Raw genomic sequence first — 19,909 nt, 5'->3', positions numbered from 1 at the left:
AAGACTAGCTTTATAAACAAACTGCAAATTATCACTACTTTTGCAGCATGAGTCATGAATTGGATATTTTACCTTTAGAAGAATGGTGTAATGAGAGCCGCCAGCCCTTATATATTAGTGGACCTTGTAGTGCAGAAACTGAGGAGCAAACTATAGCTACTGCAAAAGAGATTGATACCATAGGGAAAGTGAAGATTTTTAGAGCGGGAGTTTGGAAGCCTAGAACTCGGCCCAATTCTTTTGAAGGAATGGGAGAGGAGGCTTTAAAATGGTTGCAAACTGTAAAAGCGGAAACATCATTAAAAACTGCAACAGAGGTGGCACATCCTAAGCATGTAGAATTGGCTTTAAAATATGGTGTTGATGTATTGTGGTTGGGTGCCAGAACAGTAGTGAATCCTTTCTCTGTGCAGGAAATTGCAGATGCGTTAAAAGGGGTTGATATTCCTGTGATGGTAAAAAATCCATTGAATCCTGATGTTTCATTATGGGTAGGTGCTTTAGAACGAATCAATCAGGCAGGAGTTAATAAGTTGATGGCAATTCATAGAGGATTCGATTTTCTGAAACGCTCCCCTTACCGAAACGCACCCATGTGGGAGATTCCCATTGAACTCAAACGAAGAATTCCAGAATTACCTATTATCGTTGACCCCAGTCATATTGCTGGAAAAAGAGACTTATTGTTTGATGTGGCTCAACGAGCATTAGATTTAGATATGAATGGTTTAATGATTGAAAGTCATATCAATCCAGAACAAGCATACACAGATGCTGCCCAGCAGCTTACACCGGAAAATCTGGGGATTATGTTGGAACGTTTAGTAGTAAGAAGGCAAAAAGGGAATTATGACTTCCAACATAAACTAGAAGAATACCGATCAGAAATTGACAAACTGGATGGAGTATTAATTGAAACCTTAGCCCAAAGGTTTAAAATTATAGATGAAGTAGGCGATTATAAGGTGAATAATAATATCGCTATTTTTCAGGTCAAACGATGGTCGAATATTCTATTAGACAGACTGGAAAATGGTGAAAATCAGGGTATAAGCAAGAATTTTTTATTAAAGGTCTTGCAATTGGTACATAAGGAATCTATCATTCGACAATCCAAGAAATATAAAGAGGAATAAGGGGCTTTTCTTTTTGCATTTTTCCATATATTTGACGTTTAGAATTTTATCCTGCTTACCTATGAAGAAGACGCATATATTTTTCATCCTCTTATTTGCTATTCATTCCTTTTCAATAGCAAATATCACTGACAGCTTGAAGATTATCCTTCAACATCCCCGAATTACTCCTATTGAAATGGCTGAAATACAGCAAGAAATAGCTCAGAACTATTTTGAGGAGAAATTATATGATAGCGCTGTGATTTATATAAGGAAATCGGTGCAGGCTTATGCTATTGAAGGAACATTACAACAACAAGCTTCTGCTTTGCAATTAAATAATAGGATTTTAAGTAAGCTGGGCTATAATAAGAAATATCTTCCTTCTCAACATCAATTGATTAAGCTTTTGATTCAAATTGGAGATTCTAATGCTTTGGTTTCTGGATACGACAAATTGGGCTATGCATTTCATCAGCTCTATATATTTGATAGTGCCATCTATTATTATAATGAGGCTTATAAAATAGGGTCACTACTAGGCGACCAAAAGTTTCTGATGGATTCTTATAATAATATCAGTCAGGTATATCAATATCAAGGAAATCATGAAAAGGAGTTAGAGTTTTGTAAAAAGGGTTTAAAACTAGCACAAGAGAGTGAAAACCTTTTTGATCAGGGAACCTTTTATCATAATGCCGCCATCGCCTTTAAATTTTTAGGCCAAAACGATAGTGGATTAATTTATGCAAAGAAAGCATTAGCCATTAATAAAAGTATTTCAAATACTGATAGAGAAGCTTTAAATAGAACGGCTATTGGGATGCTTTATGCCATGAATAACCAGATTGAAAAGGGGATGGAGCTATTCCTAGAGAATCTTCAATACCATACCAAAGTAGGTAATCAAATGGAGCTTCAAATGGATAACTATAACTTATCTTATAGTTATTATTTCCTAGGAGAATATGAAAGTGCCATTAAATATGCCTTTGAATGTTTGAGGATTTCTAAGCTCATTTCCGATGTAAACCTAGAAATGGAAGCATATGATTTATTATCACAATCCTACAATGGTTTAAAAAATGATTCCAAAGCATTAATGTATTTTAAGAAATACCATTCTTTAAATGATAGCCTAATCAGGAGTACCAATTTTGAAGTGCTTTCAAAGATTCAATCAGAATACGAATACGATAGAAATGAAAGCGAGATTAAACTTCTAAGTACTGAAAATCAATTAAAGGAGAGGCAGGTAAATAGTGTAATATCTACTTTGGTTATTATTGTGATTAGCTTAATCATTCTTATCGGTGTTTTGCTGGTATTATTTAGGAAATTCAGAAGGATAGAGGAGTTGCATGGAAAGCTCAATAAGAGTTATCATGATATTACAAAAAGCCATGAAAAGTTGAAGGAATTTGAAACCAATACTTCAAAAGAGTTAGCGTTTGCAAGATCACTTCAAGATAGTTTCTTTAATGACTCTTCTGATTTGGATAAAATATTTAAACATGTTTATTATAAATCCTATTCAGAAAAGCCTATTCAGAACTCCTTCCTATGGGGACATAAACTGGGTAATAAACTATATTGGGCCATAGTAAACATTGAACAAAAGCAGATTAAAGGAGCCTTCACTAGCATGTACCTTTATAATATGCTTAATAATGTATATTTTGATAAGAAATATTCTAATGTAGAGTCATTTATGAGATTTTTTATCAATAAGGTGGATGGGCCTTTTTCGGAGGAAGCTGATTTTGGAGGTATACAGATGTACTTTTCATGTTTAGATACCAAGAAACTAGAGCTGGAATTCGTAAATATTGGTGTTCAAACAGAATTGCTTAGAAATACCAAAGTTTGGAATTTCAAACCCGCTTCTATGACTATGGAATCAGATGCTCAGCAACAGTTAAAGGTTCATCATGTACAATTACAAAGTGACGATCAGTTAATGTTATTTAGTAAGAATTGGAGTCAAAGAAAAGATTCGGATGCCTACTCTGCCGCTTTCGCTATGGATAAACATACGGATATAGGATCTTCTGAAACGGAAAGAATAGAACAGTTTGTAAAAGAGATACAAAGTGATTCCGAAATAGATGAATTCATGTTTTTCCACCTATCTGGAATTAAAAGTAGTTTAGACCATTAATCTTGGTAACTCGAGGATTTGAGGTTATTTGCTGGCTAGTTTAATAAGTTCTTCCATGGTCATATTGCACTGTTCACCAGTTTCCATGTTTTTAACTGATAGGACATTTTTTTCCATTTCGTCTCCACCAATCATCACTACAAAAGGAACATTTTTATCATTGGCATATTTCATCTGCTTCTTCATTTTAGCTGAGCTAGGATAGAGTTCGGCATTGATGCCATTTTTGCGAAGTTTAGAAACTAATGGAAGACAGTATTTCTCTTCATCACTACCGAAGTTCACAAAGAATACCTGAACAGAATCCTCAGTATGTTCAGGATATAAGTCTAATTCGTTTAATACATCATAGATTCTGTCAGCACCAAATGAGATTCCAACACCACTAACATCGGGCATTCCAAAGATACCCGTAAGGTCATCATAGCGACCTCCTCCAGTAATGCTTCCAATGGCAACATCTAAGGCTTTTACTTCGAATATGGTTCCGGTATAATAGTTTAGTCCACGAGCTAGAGTGAGGTCTAGTTCTACTTCGTTTTTTACTTCTAATCCTTCCAGGTAGTCTAAAACAGTAGTCATTTCTTCTACTCCTTTTACTCCGATTTCGCTACTGGCTAAAAGCTCTTTTAGTTTTTGGAGTTTTTCAGCGTTGGTACCCGATAAATTGATGATGGGTTGTAATTGTTCTATGGCTTTAGGGGATACTCCTTTGACTTCCATTTCCTTATTTACGCCTTCTAAACCTACTTTGTCTAATTTGTCAATAGCTACAGTGATGTCAATGATTTTGTCAGCTTCACCTACAAATTCGGCTATTCCGCTTAAGATTTTACGATTGTTTAGTTTAATAGAAACATTAATCTTTAAATCTTGAAATACATCATCAATAAGTGAAACCAAATCCACTTCATTGAGCAGAGAAGTGCTTCCAATCATATCAGCATCGCACTGATAAAACTCACGGTAACGGCCTTTTTGAGGACGATCGGCACGCCAAACAGGTTGTATTTGGTAGCGTTTGAAAGGGAAGGTGAGCTCATTGCGGTGCTGCACTACAAAGCGAGCAAAAGGCACTGTTAAATCATAACGTAATCCTTTTTCACTAATTTTAGTAGTGAGTTTATTGCTGTTTCTCTTGTTCAACTGATCCTCAGAAACTTTCGAGAGGAAGTCACCCGAATTTAAAATCTTGAATAATAATTTATCACCCTCCTCTCCATATTTACCCATTAAGGTAGACAAGTTCTCCATAGCTGGAGTTTCAATGGCACTAAATCCATAACGTTTAAAATGCTTTCTAATAGTGTCGAAGATATAGTTACGACGAGCCATTTCATTCGGATTGAAATCTCTAGTTCCTTTAGGTATGCTGGGTTTTTGTTGTGCCATTTGTCTTATTTTTATTGGATTGCAAAAGTATAAAGAAAAGATGGAATAGTGGAGGAGAAAGTTTTTTTTGAATTTAATAGTAAACAGTGAAAAACGAACAATTATTAGCGAATCAATAGTGTCCTATTGATTAATAGAGATTTCTCGCTACGCATTGAAATGACGGTGTTTTGGCAAAGAACAGGAAGAAGGGGCTTGCTTTTGACATTGCAAAAAGCAAGCCCCTTCTTCCTCTCTATCACCTTATAATACGCTGTATTTCTGAACGAAATGCATTGAAGTGAAGAATCTTTTTTAATAGGAAACTTGCTTTGGACGGTATTGTTAGCGAACCGTGAATGACTTACAGTTAGTGGTTTTTAAATCTTGTTGATTAAGATGTCTTAAAAAGTATGCTATAAAAATGTAGCCATATGCCCTTTTGAAGAGGATATAGAGGGTTTTTGGATAGAATATCTTTTTCGAAGAGGATATAGAGGGTTTTGGAAATACAGAGTAGAGGATATGTGAGTTTAGCAATATTCTCCTTGTTTTTTGCTACCAAATATATACAAAAGCCTTACCAAAGCCTTTTGAAAATTAACTGCAGACAACTTTGGTAGGACTTTGGCATACCTTGTTATGGCTGAAAAAAAGGCCACCAAAATGGTAGCCTTTCAAATATCATAGGTAAGAGGACTAATAAAAATTAATCTCTTCTTTAAATGTACTGTCTATTTTGGTGCTTATATCTAGTTGTTTATACTGACGAGTGGATTGTGCCATACGTTGTAAAACACCTAAAGCTGTTTGTTGATCCTGCAATAATAGCTTTTTATACTCTGGACTTAATGAATTGATATAATTCAATTCATCCACAAAATAATCATATAAAATCTCTACTACCTCATTCCCTTTTTCAATAGCTCCAGCTTTATAATAAGCCTCGGCATAGGGTAACATATACATATCGTAATTTACCTTGTGGTGTGGATAGTTTTTTTGATAAGTATCTAATGCCTTAATGGCTTTTTCCATCTTACCTTGTTCTATCAATACTTCAGCCACTCTGAGGAAGTTGTTTTTAGGGATACCACTGTTTCTAGAGCTTTCTCTATCAATAGTTACATCGTCTTTATAAAGATTACCCCAATTGGCTTTGTTGACCAATAAGTCATAAGCTTTTTCAGCATTAACACCACCCATGCCTTTGATTAAACCATCGGCTTTATAAGGCAATAAACGATAAACAAATCCTTCTAAATGCATATAATCACCAAGGCCAAGAACCTTTCTTACTGCATTTGGATTGGCGAAATATATTGGTCTTTCCCAGTTATTAGTGGCTATGAGGTCCAGTAACATTAAATCGTTTTTATAGATGGCGCTTCCGCTTAAGTTCCACTCCAGTGCTTCTGGTACCTCATCAACTTTATCAGCAGGAACTAGACCTGCATTGATCAGATATTCCTTGTCCAATGTTAGTTTCACTTTTCGAGTAGGGATATAATTCATTTTGTCTCCTCGCTGTGTTCCTAATTTAGTAGACGGATCGTCACTCTTAATGAAATCAACTATTTGTCTGAGCTCAAAGGTGCCTTCCACTTTAGGATAAATAGGTACATAGGAATTGACGCCTTTATTATATTTTTCTGGCTCAATAGAAAGCGGAACTTTCTCTGAATCATAAATCTTTCTTTGTAATTGGTGAACATACCAAGGTCCCGAAGAAAGCATATAGTTCACCACTCTAATGTCTGTTCTGATGCCTTCTACTTCTTGAATATACCAAAGTGGGAAAGTATCATTGTCACCATTCACAAAAAGAATAGCATTGGGTTCACAGGATTCTAAATAGTTGATGGCAAAATCTCTTGCTGTAGTTTTTCCACTTCTGTCGTGATCGTCCCAACCTTCGCTGGCTAATAATCCAGGAACAGCCACCAAGGTGACAGCAAATACTCCAGCCGTAGCCATCCTCATATTCATTTTCTTGCTCAAGGCATCTATGAGTGCAAAAACTCCCAGTCCAATCCAAATTGCAAAGGCATAATAGGAGCCCACATAGGCATAATCCCTTTCTCTAGGCTGATATGGCGTTACATTGAGGTAGACGATAATGGCAATACCAGTCATCACAAAGAGCAGGAATACCACCCAAAAGTCTTTCATGTTTTTATTGAAATGGAAGATGAATCCTATCAATCCTAAAATGAGCGGTAGGAAATAGAAAGTATTACGAGCAGGATTTTGAGCCGCAAATGGTAATTCGCTTTGATTACCCAATCGCATAGCGTCGATGAATTCTATTCCACTTATCCAATTCCCATTCCTGATATTGGGTTGTGACTCAATATCATTCTGACGACCGACAAAATTCCACATAAAGTAACGGAAATAGGAATGACCAAGTTGATACTGGAAGAAGAAGCGGAGGTTATCGCCAAAGCTTGGTTTATATTCTATCTTCTCTTGTCCATCGGCTCCCATCACTCTTACCGCTCTTCCTTTGGAAGTTAAATAGTTTTTGTAGATGCTGATGTGCTCAGGCTTGGTATTGCTCCACATTCTTGGAAAAACAGAAGATAATTCTGGATTATACTGAGGCTCTGATTGCTCTCTTTTATCAGTAATCACATATTTTCCGGTATTCTCATCTCTAACATAAACTGGTGTTCCGTCTTTCCATTCGGTAACATCGGCATTATAATATTGCCCGTGTCCTAAAGGCCAAGAACCATACTGCTCACGCAATAAATAAGATAATAAACTAATGGCATCTTTAGGATCGTTTTCATTAATTGGAGGATTGGCATTGGCACGAATGGCCAAAATAAAGAAAGAAGAATAGCCAATCATAATGAAAGTTAAGCCAATAACTGCAATATGAGCAATTTGGTATCTTCTCTTATAAGTAAACATCCATGCCCAAGCAATGGCAGCTATAAGTGTGATGATGAATATAAAAGAACCAGAGTTAAATGGTAAACCTATGGAGTTGACAAAGAAAAGCTCGAAGCTTCCGGCCATTTTTACCGTCATCGGAATAATTAAATACATGATAAAGGAGAGAATGATAACTCCAATCAAACCAGCTAAAACAAAACCTTTGAGGTCAACTTTTTTATATTTCTTGAAATAAACTACGTAGGTAATAGCAGGGATAGCCAACAAGTTCAATAAGTGAACTCCAATAGATAATCCCACCATATAGGCGATTAAAATCAACCAACGATAAGCATAAGGTGTATCCGAAACTTCTTCCCATTTTAATATGGCCCAAAATACTACAGCGGTAAATAAACTGGACATGGCATAAACTTCACCTTCAACAGCTGAGAACCAGAATGAATCGGTAAAAGTAAAAGCTAAAGCACCAATAATACCAGAAGCGAAGATTGCATAAGCTTTATTATCAGTCATTTCGCCACTGGTTAGTTTGCGAGCAAAACGAGTGATAGTCCAGTATAAAAGCAAAATAGTAAAACTACTAGAAAGAGCCGACATGAGGTTAATCATATAAGCCACATACTGTGTGTTTCCAAAAGCAAAAAGGGTAAAAAAGCGGCCCAATAATTGAAAGAAGGGTGCCCCAGGAGGGTGTCCTACTTCTAGCTTATAGGCTGTTGAAATATATTCTCCACAATCCCACCAACTGGTAGTAGGCTCTAGTGTCAATACATAAACAACAGTGGCAATGGCGAATATTACCCAACCAATGATGTTGTTGAACTTTTTGTAATTGAGGGTCATAGTTTTTTATTTTGTAATTCTTAATCTTCTTTTTTCTGAGCAATCATAAACAAATCGAGGCATTGGTCGTTGGCATCGGCTAAATAATAATCGTTTAGTTTTACCGTAGTACTAAGGCCAGTATTACCTTTGTGTAGCTTCTTTCTATTCATCCTATTTAAAATATCATAGGGGATTTGAAGAATACTACGAGGTAATTTATATTGCAAATTGAGGACATCGAAGCGTGTGAATTTCCTCACCGATTTTTTATTGGCTTCGTAATATTCCATTACTTTTTCATTCCCAAATATGCCTTTCATTTCCACTTTGTGAAATATGCCATTAAGCAAGTCAAAAAGCTCCTCTGGTTTATACTCCCGAATATGCCAAGGGTTTCTCGTTAAAGACATCTTGATATTTGGAGTAGTTAGAATGAGTTTTCCCCCAGGTTTTAAAACCCTGAAGAGTTCTCTGCTGAAGAAATCATCATCTTCAATATGTTCAATCACCTGAAAGCTAACAATAAAATCGAAGGTATTGTCTTCTATTCCATCGAAAGGAGGAACATTCATTTGTTGAAAGGTGATTTTTGAGAAATCAGGAAGTTGGGGATCGATAGGTGTATTATACTTATCGATAGCCATATATTTAGTTGCTTTTGGCGCCAAAAGTTCCATTCCGTAACCTTCGCCACATCCTACTTCCAAAATATGTCCACTCACGAGTTGAGCAGCTTGGTCGTAGGCTATCATATGCCTTTGATGTAGCACATTATCGGTGATTACTTTTGCAGAATGCCTTTCAGCTGTTTGAAATGAAGCCATTATTTATTTTAGGTACATATAATAAAACGCACAAATTTAAAAAAATTAATGTGGCTTTCTTGAAGAAAATTTCACTCTTAACAGGGCTTAACTTAATTTAACAGAAGATTCCTGTAATCAGTGTGTTGTGATGGGTTTGTTAAGTTTGTATATTGATTAATATTAGATGGTGCTAGTTTTGTTTTAGGTTGTTTTGTCGGAGGAATGCACTTGCTGGGTGATAGTTTGGATTCAAGTTGTTTGCCGTCTCGTAAAAAGAAGAGGAACACGAATGAACGCTGATTGGGCGAATTATCACGGATTTTAATTGAATTATTGCTTGTTATAGAATGGCCACTAATGCACGAATGAATGGGAAGATTGGAAATGTTGGGATTAACACGAATTCTTGTTCGTTAGCTCACAAGGGGGAATCTCTAATTCGGTGGTCAAGATTATTTATTTTGGTCAGTGTTCAGCAGGCTCCCTTTAGGGTTTGGGGCAAAACTGCTGAATTGATTACTCAATAGAAGAAGAACCCTTGACGCTACGGTCAGGCTAAACGCGAATTTTCGCGAATTAAAGAGGTACTTGTTGCCACGAATTCACAAATGGATGATGGAATGTGAATGATTAGGATTTACACGAATGCTTGTTCCCTCAAAAAAAGAGGTCCGCTAATTTACGCGGATGATACTCGCACAGCTCGTAAAAGAAAGTTGCCACTAATGCACAAATGAATTGTATGACGTGATATACTTGGATTTCCACGAATGGTGCTCGCTGGCTCGCTTTAACGAGGAACCGCTATTGTCAGGGTTAAAACGTTAATTATAGTGGATTATACCCCAACATGGTCGTTCTGTTTGGCATGCAATCTGAAACACAACACAAAAGCCCTGAAGGGGCGACTTATGCTAGCATGGTGCGAAACGAAGTGAAGCGCCATGATAGTGATGTAGAATAATGTTAAAGAATCGCACGTTGGTGGTGAGTTACCAAACAGAAAGGTAAGCGGTGATAATGGAAATATAGGTAAACGCAGGAAGGGATTTCCGGCTGAGCAAGTTGCTAGGTTTTAAGCGACGGAGAATATTTCCGCGTATACTTGACTATGATAGAACCGATCCTCAATCCTCCGAGGGCATAGCGTGATGTGCTAGAGCCTTCGGAGGATTTGCCTTCGCCAGCTCTCCAACTCGTTTTGTAATCCTAATCTTCTAGGTATACTCAAATTTAACTTTGAACCATAAGTTGCCACTAATTCACGAATAATTATATGACATGATATGTTGGGATTTACATGAGTGCTTGTTAGCTCAAAAAAAGAGGTCCGCTAATTTGCGCGGATAAATTGAATTTACGCGGATGATACTCGCACAGCTCGTAAAAGAAAGTTGCCACTAATCTATCTGGCTACGCAGCCTGTCTGACTTCGCAGCAAGGCAGGCTAGACAGGTGCACGAATGAATTGTATGACGTGATATACTTGGATTTACACGAATGCTTGTTCGCTGGCTCACAAGGGGGACCCGTATTGCTGCGATCAAGTTTACAACTTTATTCAGTGTTTAGCAGCCTCCCTTTAGAGTTTGGGGCAAAACGGCTGAATTGGTTGCTCAATAGAATAGGAGCCCTTGACGCTACGGTCAGGCTAAATGCGAATGAACGCTGATTAGACGGGTTCTCACGGATTAAAATTGGGAACTCATTTGCTTGTTTCTTTGGATTTGGGTTTATCCATTTTAATAATACCTAAGGTATTTAACAGTATAATCTCAGGCTCTAATTAAAATTCCATGGGTTTCAACGCACGGAAATGATTTTCTCATGTTGTTTGGGTCGGCTAGAAAAAGCTTGTTTGGAAAATAGTTTTGGTGCCGACCTATGGCTGTTTATTTGTATGAAAGTGTTTAGTCCCTAATGATTTTTCAAGGAACCAAGGACGCTATCCCCTATGGGGCTATCATCCTTTAGTTTACGTCTTTTAATTTAAAACTTATTTCAACAATACAGACCCATCATCCAAAATATTCAATTTCCCCTCTGGAAAATCTTGCTGTGTAAGAGTCTGTAATTTCTTAACAGCACGATTACGAGAATCTAAGGTAGCTCCACCTTCTCCAATTTGTTGGGCAGAGAAAATCTTGCCATGCAAGAATTCTCCTTCGGTATTGGTATAGACTTTGACAATAGGAGCCAAACCATTGGGGCCACTAAGATTAAAGCGAGCATAGGTACAGAAATTGCCAAGACTATAAGCAATAAATCGGTCTTTATATACTTCTATAGCTCTGGCAACGTGTGGACCATGACCAAAAATGATATCGGCACCTGCATCTACCATGAGGTGGGCAAACTCATATACATTGCCTCGGTCTTCTCCATAAAACTCCTCTGTTTCTCGGGTTACATGCTCGTGCTCTCGTCCTTCTGCTCCACCATGAAAAGATACAATAACAATGTCGTTTCTAGATTTTAAGTCGGCTACTTTTTCCGAAGCCATCCTCAGGTTTAACATATCTAGGGTTGCTCTAATGGGAGCAAATGCGACAAAGCCATATTTCACGCCATCAATCTCGAACTCAGCAGTAGGTTTTATCTCCAATCCTCCATAATGAATCCCTACAGAATCGAGGAGTCTCATGGTATTTTTTCTGGCTTTCATTCCGAAATCACCAGAGTGATTATTGGCCAAGCTCATCACCGTAAAACCAGCATCCGATAAGCAAGGAGCATAGCGATCTGGCATTCTGAAAGCATAACATTTTAAGGTGTCTTTGCAGTTTTTAGTGGTTGGACCTTCGTTTAAAAAACAACCTTCAAGATTCCCAAAGGTAACATCTGCATCTTGTAATATTCCTTTAACCTCAGAAAGTAGCGGAGAACAATCGTCATTTGGAGGAAGGTATTTAGCAAGAGGATATGCCGTTCCTAGCATGACATCTCCTACACCAATAATACTGACCGTGTCAGGTTTTTGAGCAAAGGAGTTGAATGAGCCAATGAGAAATACGAGTATCAAGCTCCAAGTAAGAATTTGTTTCATGAGATTGTTTTTTGCAAAAATAGGAAAAGAAAGGAGAATGGCGAGCATGAACCAGTGGTTGCGTGGTTGCGTGGTTACGTGATTGCGATGGGGCGAAAGGGAGAGTTGGAGATGGAATTGCGTGGTTGCGTAGTTGCGATGGGGTGAGTTGGTGAGTCTTTTGATTTCTTTAATGTTCAAAGTTCCAGATTCAAAGTTTAATGTTGGGGTTCCAATTAGCAATTTGCTCTATTTTCTTCTGCGTGCTTTGCCCTTTTTCTTTGCGTTTTCTTTGCGTGGAATGGTAAGTATAGTTAAGAGTTGCTTGAAGCGAGTAGTGCAACCCTCCTGAATTGAGGCTGTTTAGTGTGAGACTAAACCTATCTAGGAAATATGTGGTTGGGTGGTTGGGTGGTTGTGTGATTGCGTGGTTACGATGGTTCTAGTATTGCAGCAATGAATACCATTGAAAAAAACTCCAGAATTAAATTCAACTATGGATATTCCAAAGCCAAAAATAAATTCTGAAGTTTTTAAGCCAATAGCCAATCGCTAAAAGCCAACAGCAATTTTCTAGCTTGTTTTCTTTACAAACTTAGTCAAAATCACAATGTTTTGTCCTTCTACTTTACCTTCAATATGTTCGTGATTATCATCAACCAAAGTAATTCTTTTTACAGAAGTTCCTCTTTTGGCGGTCATACTGGTTCCTTTTACATCTAGGTTTTTGATCAGCGTTACACTATCGCCTGATTTTAAAAGGGTACCATTGCAATCTTTATGTTTAGGACTATCATCATCAGTGCCATCCCCATCTGCTTGAGCAAACTTAAGGGTGGCATCATCTAAATATAACATATCTAATAAATCGCCTGACCAATCTTCATCTTTCAATCGATTCAGCATGCGCCATGCCATAGCTTGAACCGCTGGAACGGTACTCCACATGCTGTCATTTAAACAACGCCAATGGTTTCCGTCCATGGTTTCTGGTTCTTCAATTTGGCCTTTGCATGTAGGGCAAACCACTACACTTTCATCCATACTCTCTGTAAAAGCCGGAGGAAGGTTATAAAACCCAGGATTCTCTGTGGATCCACAGAGCTCGCAGGTGTTGCCACTTCTATCTAATAAATCTTGCTTAACACTCATAATTAATCGTTTTCTTGGTATTCTTCAATAGCTTCACTCACGTTAATGATATAATCTCCAATCTTTTCTGTGATGGAGAACATATCGCTATAGAAAGTTCCCGTTTTGTGCTTGTATTTCTTTTCTTTTAAATCTTCAACATGTTGCTTGCGTAACATATTACGTTTCTTGTTGATCTTCTTTTCAATTTCAGTAGCTCCAGAAGTATCGGCGTCTTTATATTCCTGATCTAGGTTCCTACGCATTTCTTCAAAGGCACGGTCTATCAATTCAAACATTCCATTAAGTGAAGCAATTTGATAGTCGGTAAACTGAGATTTACTCTGTTTATAATTATCGAAAACTAAAGACAATTGATAAATAGCATCTCCAACGCTTTCCATATCATCAATCATTTTCAACATGGTTCTGATTTTCTTAGAACTTTCATGACTGATTTCACCTTCAGAAACTTTGGTTAGATAATTGGCAATTTCAACTTCCATATTATCTGTAATGTCTTCGTATTTCTCAATCTTAGCGAGGGTTTTATAGTATTTTTTGTTGTGCTCTTCTGTACTAAGCTTTTTAATAAAACCAAACATTTTTTCTAAACGAATGGCAAAGCTTGCAATTTCTTGACGTGCTTGAACCAATGCAATTTCACTAGTGGAAACAAAGCTAGTACTAATAAACTGTAATCTGAATTCCTCATCATCCTCACCTTTGTCAGGGACCATTCTGGTTGCAACTTTAGCAATAAAAGGAGCAAAGCCCAGTAAGGCAGCTGTATTGATGATATTAAAGCTGGTATGAAAAACAGCTAGGCCAATTGGGTATAACCATTTGATGCTATCGAAATCGGTAACAGATAGGTTGGTATTTAATAGTGATGCACCATGGCGTTCTTGTAAAAACCAATCTATTCCTCTTAAGAATGGATGGAATACAATGAGCATCCAAACTACTCCAAATATATTAAAGATGAGGTGAGCTCGTGCTGCGCGTTTTGCTGATACATTGGCCACATAGGCTGCAATATTTGCCGTAATGGTTGTTCCAATGTTTTCCCCTAAAACCATAGCTGCTGCCATTTCAAAGGTAATCAGTCCATTATAACACATCACCAAAGTAAGGGCCATGGTGGCACTGGAAGATTGGATAATAACCGTTAATATGGTTCCCACCATTACAAATATCAATGTGGATATAAAGCCCATATCTGTTAGGCTTGATAAGAAACTTAAGGTTTCTGCATTGTCAATGCCAGGAACGTTCTCTTTCAAAAACTGAAGTCCAATAAATAGAATAGCGAAACCAATAATAAATTCTCCCCAAGATTTTCTGGTGCTATTTTTCGAAAAGAATAGAGGGAAACTAATACCAATCAAAGGAAGTGATAAGAAACTTAAACTTACTTTAAAGCCCAAGATGGCTATAAGCCATGCGGTTACTGTAGTTCCAATATTTGCCCCCATAATTACTCCTACCGAAGCTACCAAAGAAATTAAACCTGCGTTTACAAAGCTCACAATCATTACGGTAGTTGCAGATGAAGACTGAATGGTTGTGGTAACCAAGAAACCAGTAAAAGCTCCTTTTAAAGGGTTACTAGTCATAGCGGCCAGAATTTGGCGCATTTTGCTACCAGCTACCTTCTGAAGAGCCTCGCTCATCAATTTCATCCCATAAAGAAAGAGTCCCAAAGAGCCTATTAGTGTTAGGATTTGACCTAAGATGTGAAAAAAGTTACTCATGTTGTTCTAAGAATATTTGAAGCGCCAATATTAGTGACTTTATTAATATTGAAAAAAGAATATGGTCTATTTAAAACCTCTCAAAATAAGGAGGTTCTAAATCTTTAGTTTATTTGGTGTATGTTTCTTTTTCTAGCCCTATTCCTGTCATCTTAATTGACTTCCACCCCTTAGGAAGTTTAGTGTTCAATTGTTGAATACCTTTTTCATTAATTTCTAATCCACCAAAACCAAATAATACTGCCTGAAGCATTCCTCCTGCACCAGTAGCAAAATATGGATTTGTACCATTTGCTGTTTCCGCTAATACAGAAAAAGGAGCTACTTCATTGTTTTTATAGCTCTTTTTAAATAAATCAAAAGCTTTGTCGGCTTCTCCCAGTCTAGAATAAATTACGGATAGAATGGCACTTCCCATTGCAGGACCTCTTGGAGAAAGCTTAGGTTCATAATAGTTCAAGTCTTTACGAATACTTTCTTCATCATCGATAATACTTAAGGGGAAGGCAAGCAGGTTTACATCGGCTTGTTTTATGATTTCACCATCATAAGTCTCGTTCTCTCTCGTAGTACCATCCTCAAATTTTAGGATGGGGATATTTGCAGCCACTTGTCGCCATTCAGGATTTGCTTCCTGACCTAATTCCTCAGCAGCTAGAGCACAATATTCCAACACTGTTGTTACCATTCCATTGGTGAAAGCATTATTGTTGATGTTCTCTTGGTATTCATTTGCACCAATTACATTATTAATTTCATAACGATTTGGACTTTTTCTTTCCACTCTACTCATCCAAAATGCAGCCACTTCTTTTAAAACTGGATATCCTCTAGTTCTTAGCCACTCTTTATCCTGACTTAACTCGTAATACTTCCAAAAAGCCCAGCCTATATCAGCCGTAATGTGTTGTTGAAAAGGACCTGTTAAAGCCCATACCGGTGTTTCTTCTGAGCCATCCTCAGCTGATTCCCAAGGAAACATAGCGCCATCAAATCCATGAGCAAAAGCATTTTCTTTGGCTGCTTCTAATCTATTGAATCTATACTCCAAAAGTGAACGAGCAATGTCTGGTTGAGTTAGTAATAGAGGAGGGTACATCCAAATTTCAGTATCCCAAAAAACATGACCATTATAACCCAATCCTGATAATCCCATGGGAGAAATAGAGAGGGCGCTGCCCTTACGAGCAAATGAGTATAAGTGGTAAAGAGCAGAACGAATGTCTCTCTGCGATTCTAAATCTCCATCTATAATGATATCACTTTCCCAAAGTTTTTCCCAAGCTTTAATATGTGCCGATTTGAGTCTGTCTATCCCTTCCAAATTAGCATAAATACTCAACCTTTCCACTTCGTTTCTAGGGTCATTATTATGAACAGAGCTTAAACTACTTCCAATAATAGCAAAAGTGTATGTGTCACCAGCTTTAATTTGGGTTTTAAACTTCATGGAATGTTTGTTATAATCCCAATCTTGATGGATGATTCTTGCAGGTTTTATACTTTCTTCGGGGAAGATAAAAGAAGTGGAGGCACTCAAGGTTTTTCCTCCTGGACTATAAGCCTCTGATGTTAACAAAGGTATTTGGGCATGAGGTCTATCAATTTCAGAGTAATAATTTCTATTATCAGAGAGATGATTTGGACTTATGATATTGTTGATGGCTGTAATTTCAATGTCTTCATTGGCTGATACAGTAATGATGCTCAAAGCACAATAAGGTAGATTGCGAAGCGACAAAAGTTCGTGATGTATACTGGCTTTATTTTGAAAGGTGAATTCTGTGACTAATGTAGCCGTTTTCATATCCAATGTCTGACTGAAATTATCAATACTGTGCCTATTGGTATGCTGACCATTAATCTCTAGGTCTAAATTCATATGGCTAAAGGTTTTGAGGATATTGCTCACTCTACCTCTCTCATACTCATCATATACGCCATTGAGAACTACATCTGCAATTTTCATAGGTTCTGGAGAAGATACCAAGCCTACCATACCATTGGCCAAAGTAATGCCATAATAATTTTGAGCATCGAAGTCTTTAGCTTGAATATGCCAAGGAGAAGAAGAAGAGTAATCCTGTGCTTGTAGGCTAAAAAAGCTTATCAGGAAAATGGCAATATGTGTAATTCTCATTTTATTTGTCTTAAAAGAGGTTTGAAGAATCAAAAATAGTCATTGTGTCGCTGAATTGCAAAAGAAACCTTAGAGATCCTCATCATTTTTATTGGAGTACCTGGATATTCTTCCTTGGCAATTTGCTCTTCTTTATATTGTTATACAATATAGAAAAAATCTATTATAATATAAATAATATTGATTTGACTGATGTTTGTTTTGCCTGTAGTTTTGCCATCAGAAAATTCAAATTAAAAATAATATAAAAATAAAAATTATGTCACAGATTGGAAAACAGATTGTAGATTTTAAAGTAGAAGCATTTATTAATAACGATTTTAAAACAGTAAGTAAAGAGGATGTACTTGGAAAATGGTCCGTATTTTTCTTTTACCCAGCCGATTTTACTTTTGTTTGCCCAACAGAGTTAGAAGATTTAGCCAACAAGTATGATGAGTTTAAGGCTACTGGTGCTGAGATATACTCTGTATCTACCGATACTCATTTTGTACACAAAGCATGGCACGATACTTCAGATACCATCAAAAAAATTAAATACCCAATGCTAGCCGATCCTACTGGTGTTTTAAGCCGTGGATTCAATGTCATGATTGAAGAAGCAGGATTGGCAGAAAGAGGAACATTTATAGTAAACCCAGCTGGTGAAATTGTAGCCTATGAAGTAGTAGCCGGAAACGTAGGTAGGAATGCCGATGAATTATTAAGAAAGCTAAAAGCTTTACAGTTTATAGAAGCTAATCCTTCAGAAGTATGTCCTGCAAAGTGGGAAGAAGGTAAAGCAACCCTAAAACCAGGTATCGATTTAGTGGGAGTTATATAAATCACCTTAAACACAAGAATGATGGGGGAGGCTATTGTCAAAACCTCCTTCATTTCAAACCAAGTAGAAGTATTCACTAAAAACCCAAAGCCATGCTGGATCAAAATATAAAACAACAAGTTACAGGCATATTTGCTGAACTTAAGAACGAATACACATTCAAAATTCAAGCTTCTGAAAACCATTCTAAAAGAGACGAACTGACAGCGCTCCTCAAAGATGTGGCATCTTGTTCTTCTAAAATAAAGGTGGAAACTGAAACTCAGGAGGGGTTTTCTTTTGAAATTTTGAAAAATTCTGAGCCGACCAATATTGTTTTTAAAGCCATTCCTACTGGGCATGAGTTTTCTAGCCTTTTGGCAGCTATTCTTAATCTAGATGGCATTGGGAAAAACCTACCCGATGAAACCCTTAGTCAAAGAATAAAAAACCTGAAGGGGAAAATAGAAATTAAAAGCTATATCAGTCTCACTTGTACCAATTGCCCTGAAGTGGTGAAAGCATTAAATGTCATCAGTATTTTAAATCCTAATGTACGACATGAAATTATAGATGGGGCTCTCTACCAAAAGGAAATAGAGAAACTGAATATCCAAGCTGTGCCCACTGTTTATGCCAATGGTGAAGTCTTGCATATTGGGCGCTCCTCATTGGGCGAATTAATAGATAAATTGGAAAAACTGGTAGGCTCTGAATTTTTAGCCAGTACAGAAACCAAAGAGTACGATGTGGTGATTGCCGGAGGAGGGCCTGCAGGAGCAGCAGCTGCTATTTATTCAGCAAGAAAAGGATTCTCAGTGGCTGTGGTAGCAGAGAAAGTGGGTGGACAAGTGGCTGAGACCGTTGGTATAGAAAACTTGATTTCTGTTCCCAAAACCACAGGAAAAGAGCTCACTGCCAACCTGATGAAACATCTCCAGGATTATCCAATAGATATTTTTGAAAACAGAAGAATTGAATCCACTGAAATTATAGATGGCAAGAAATACCTTCATACTTCCTTGGGCGAGAAGTTTGCTGCACCTGCTTTAATTATTGCCACAGGAGCCAGTTGGAGAAAATTAGGTGTTCCTGGTGAGAATGAGTATTTAGGCTCAGGAGTAGCCTTCTGTACGCATTGTGATGGACCTTTCTATAAAGACAAAAAAGTAGTGGTAGTGGGTGGAGGAAACTCAGGTTTAGAAGCTGCTATCGACTTGTCATCTATCGCCACACATGTAACTGTTCTGGAATTCCTAGAGGACTTAAAAGGCGATCAAATTCTTCAAGACAAATTGAATGAGATGCCTAATGTGGATATCATCACCAATGCCGCCAGCCAAAGTATTGATGGGGATGGCCAGAAAGTAAGTGCCCTGCAATATCAAGATAGAACAACAAAAGAAGTAAAAACCATTGATACCGATGGCGTATTTGTGCAAATTGGCCTCAAATCGAATAGCGACGTGTTTAAAAACATAGTTGATACCAATAGATTTGGGGAAATTGAAATTGATGCCCATTGCCGTACCAGTCAAGCTGGAGTTTTTGCAGCAGGTGATGTTTCAATAGTTCCTTATAAGCAAATTGTAATTGCCATGGGCGAAGGTTCCAAAGCTGCTCTATCTGCCTTTGAGGATAAAATTAAGAATCGCTTGGGTTAATATAATTAAGGGTTTCGATATTTGCTTTCTTTGTTTTCCCCAACCCCAAGCTACTCTTTATACACATTTCCCTTCCTCAAAAAAGCACCAAAAAAGTTTATTAAATAGTTGAAATTCAGCTCTTTAAACTTTGTCGACTCGTGGTTTTTTCGTATCTTAACACCATGATAATCAATAAGTTTAATGGTTTTTTCAACGG

General features: G+C 37.3%; 11 protein-coding genes. 4 read left to right on the top strand and 7 right to left on the bottom strand.

Annotated features, from left to right (window positions below; translation table 11 throughout):
* Window positions 1–47: 47 nt before the first annotated feature.
* Both HNS38_RS15795 and HNS38_RS15790 read left to right on the top strand, forming a co-directional pair.
* Window positions 48–1,136 carry a chorismate mutase gene (locus HNS38_RS15795; RefSeq protein WP_172276336.1) on the top strand — a complete coding sequence of 363 codons (1,089 nt, stop codon included), beginning with the start codon at window positions 48–50 and terminating at the stop codon, window positions 1,134–1,136.
* 61 nt (window positions 1,137–1,197) lie between these two features.
* Complete coding sequence (locus HNS38_RS15790) at window positions 1,198–3,279, top strand: tetratricopeptide repeat protein (RefSeq protein WP_172276221.1); 2,082 nt, start codon at window positions 1,198–1,200, stop codon at window positions 3,277–3,279.
* Between the two features lie 24 nt (window positions 3,280–3,303).
* Here HNS38_RS15790 and hisS read toward each other — a convergent pair whose 3' ends face one another.
* From hisS to HNS38_RS15755, 7 genes are all read right to left on the bottom strand, one after another.
* Entirely contained in the window at window positions 3,304–4,671 is a 1,368-nt protein-coding gene (gene hisS, locus HNS38_RS15785) for a histidine--tRNA ligase (RefSeq protein WP_172276223.1), read from the bottom strand.
* A 678-nt stretch (window positions 4,672–5,349) separates the two neighbouring features.
* A complete protein-coding gene (locus tag HNS38_RS15780) occupies window positions 5,350–8,403 on the bottom strand; it encodes a DUF2723 domain-containing protein (protein WP_172276225.1) in 3,054 nt (1,017 codons plus the stop codon).
* 20 nt (window positions 8,404–8,423) lie between these two features.
* Window positions 8,424–9,209, bottom strand: a complete 786-nt coding sequence (locus HNS38_RS15775; protein WP_172276227.1) for a bifunctional 2-polyprenyl-6-hydroxyphenol methylase/3-demethylubiquinol 3-O-methyltransferase UbiG — start codon at window positions 9,207–9,209, stop codon at window positions 8,424–8,426.
* 1,978 nt (window positions 9,210–11,187) lie between these two features.
* The gene (locus HNS38_RS15770) at window positions 11,188–12,237 is read right to left on the bottom strand and encodes a CapA family protein (RefSeq protein ID WP_216663746.1); all 1,050 of its coding nucleotides are present in this window, start codon (window positions 12,235–12,237) and stop codon (window positions 11,188–11,190) included.
* Window positions 12,238–12,789: 552 nt separating this feature from the next.
* A complete protein-coding gene (locus HNS38_RS20585) occupies window positions 12,790–13,368 on the bottom strand; it encodes an alkylphosphonate utilization protein (RefSeq protein ID WP_172276231.1) in 579 nt (192 codons plus the stop codon).
* Window positions 13,369–13,370: 2 nt separating this feature from the next.
* Complete coding sequence (locus tag HNS38_RS15760) at window positions 13,371–15,104, bottom strand: Na/Pi cotransporter family protein (RefSeq protein ID WP_172276233.1); 1,734 nt, start codon at window positions 15,102–15,104, stop codon at window positions 13,371–13,373.
* Window positions 15,105–15,213: 109 nt separating this feature from the next.
* Entirely contained in the window at window positions 15,214–17,244 is a 2,031-nt protein-coding gene (locus tag HNS38_RS15755; protein ID WP_172346694.1) for a glycoside hydrolase family 65 protein, read from the bottom strand.
* A 259-nt stretch (window positions 17,245–17,503) separates the two neighbouring features.
* Here HNS38_RS15755 and ahpC point away from each other — a divergent pair, with 259 nt between their 5' ends.
* Window positions 17,504–18,067 (top strand): alkyl hydroperoxide reductase subunit C, encoded by a 564-nt coding sequence (ahpC, locus tag HNS38_RS15750; RefSeq protein ID WP_172346693.1) that lies wholly within the window; start codon window positions 17,504–17,506, stop codon window positions 18,065–18,067.
* Window positions 18,068–18,159: 92 nt separating this feature from the next.
* Entirely contained in the window at window positions 18,160–19,710 is a 1,551-nt protein-coding gene (gene ahpF, locus HNS38_RS15745) for an alkyl hydroperoxide reductase subunit F (RefSeq protein ID WP_172276239.1), read from the top strand.
* The last annotated feature ends 199 nt before the right edge of the window (window positions 19,711–19,909 follow it).

Origin of the sequence: Lentimicrobium sp. L6 (genome assembly GCF_013166655.1) — a bacterium.
Lineage (GTDB): Bacteria > Bacteroidota > Bacteroidia > Bacteroidales > UBA12170 > UBA12170.
Note: the sequence above shows the minus strand (reverse complement) of the source record. Positions and strands in the feature narration are given on the sequence as shown.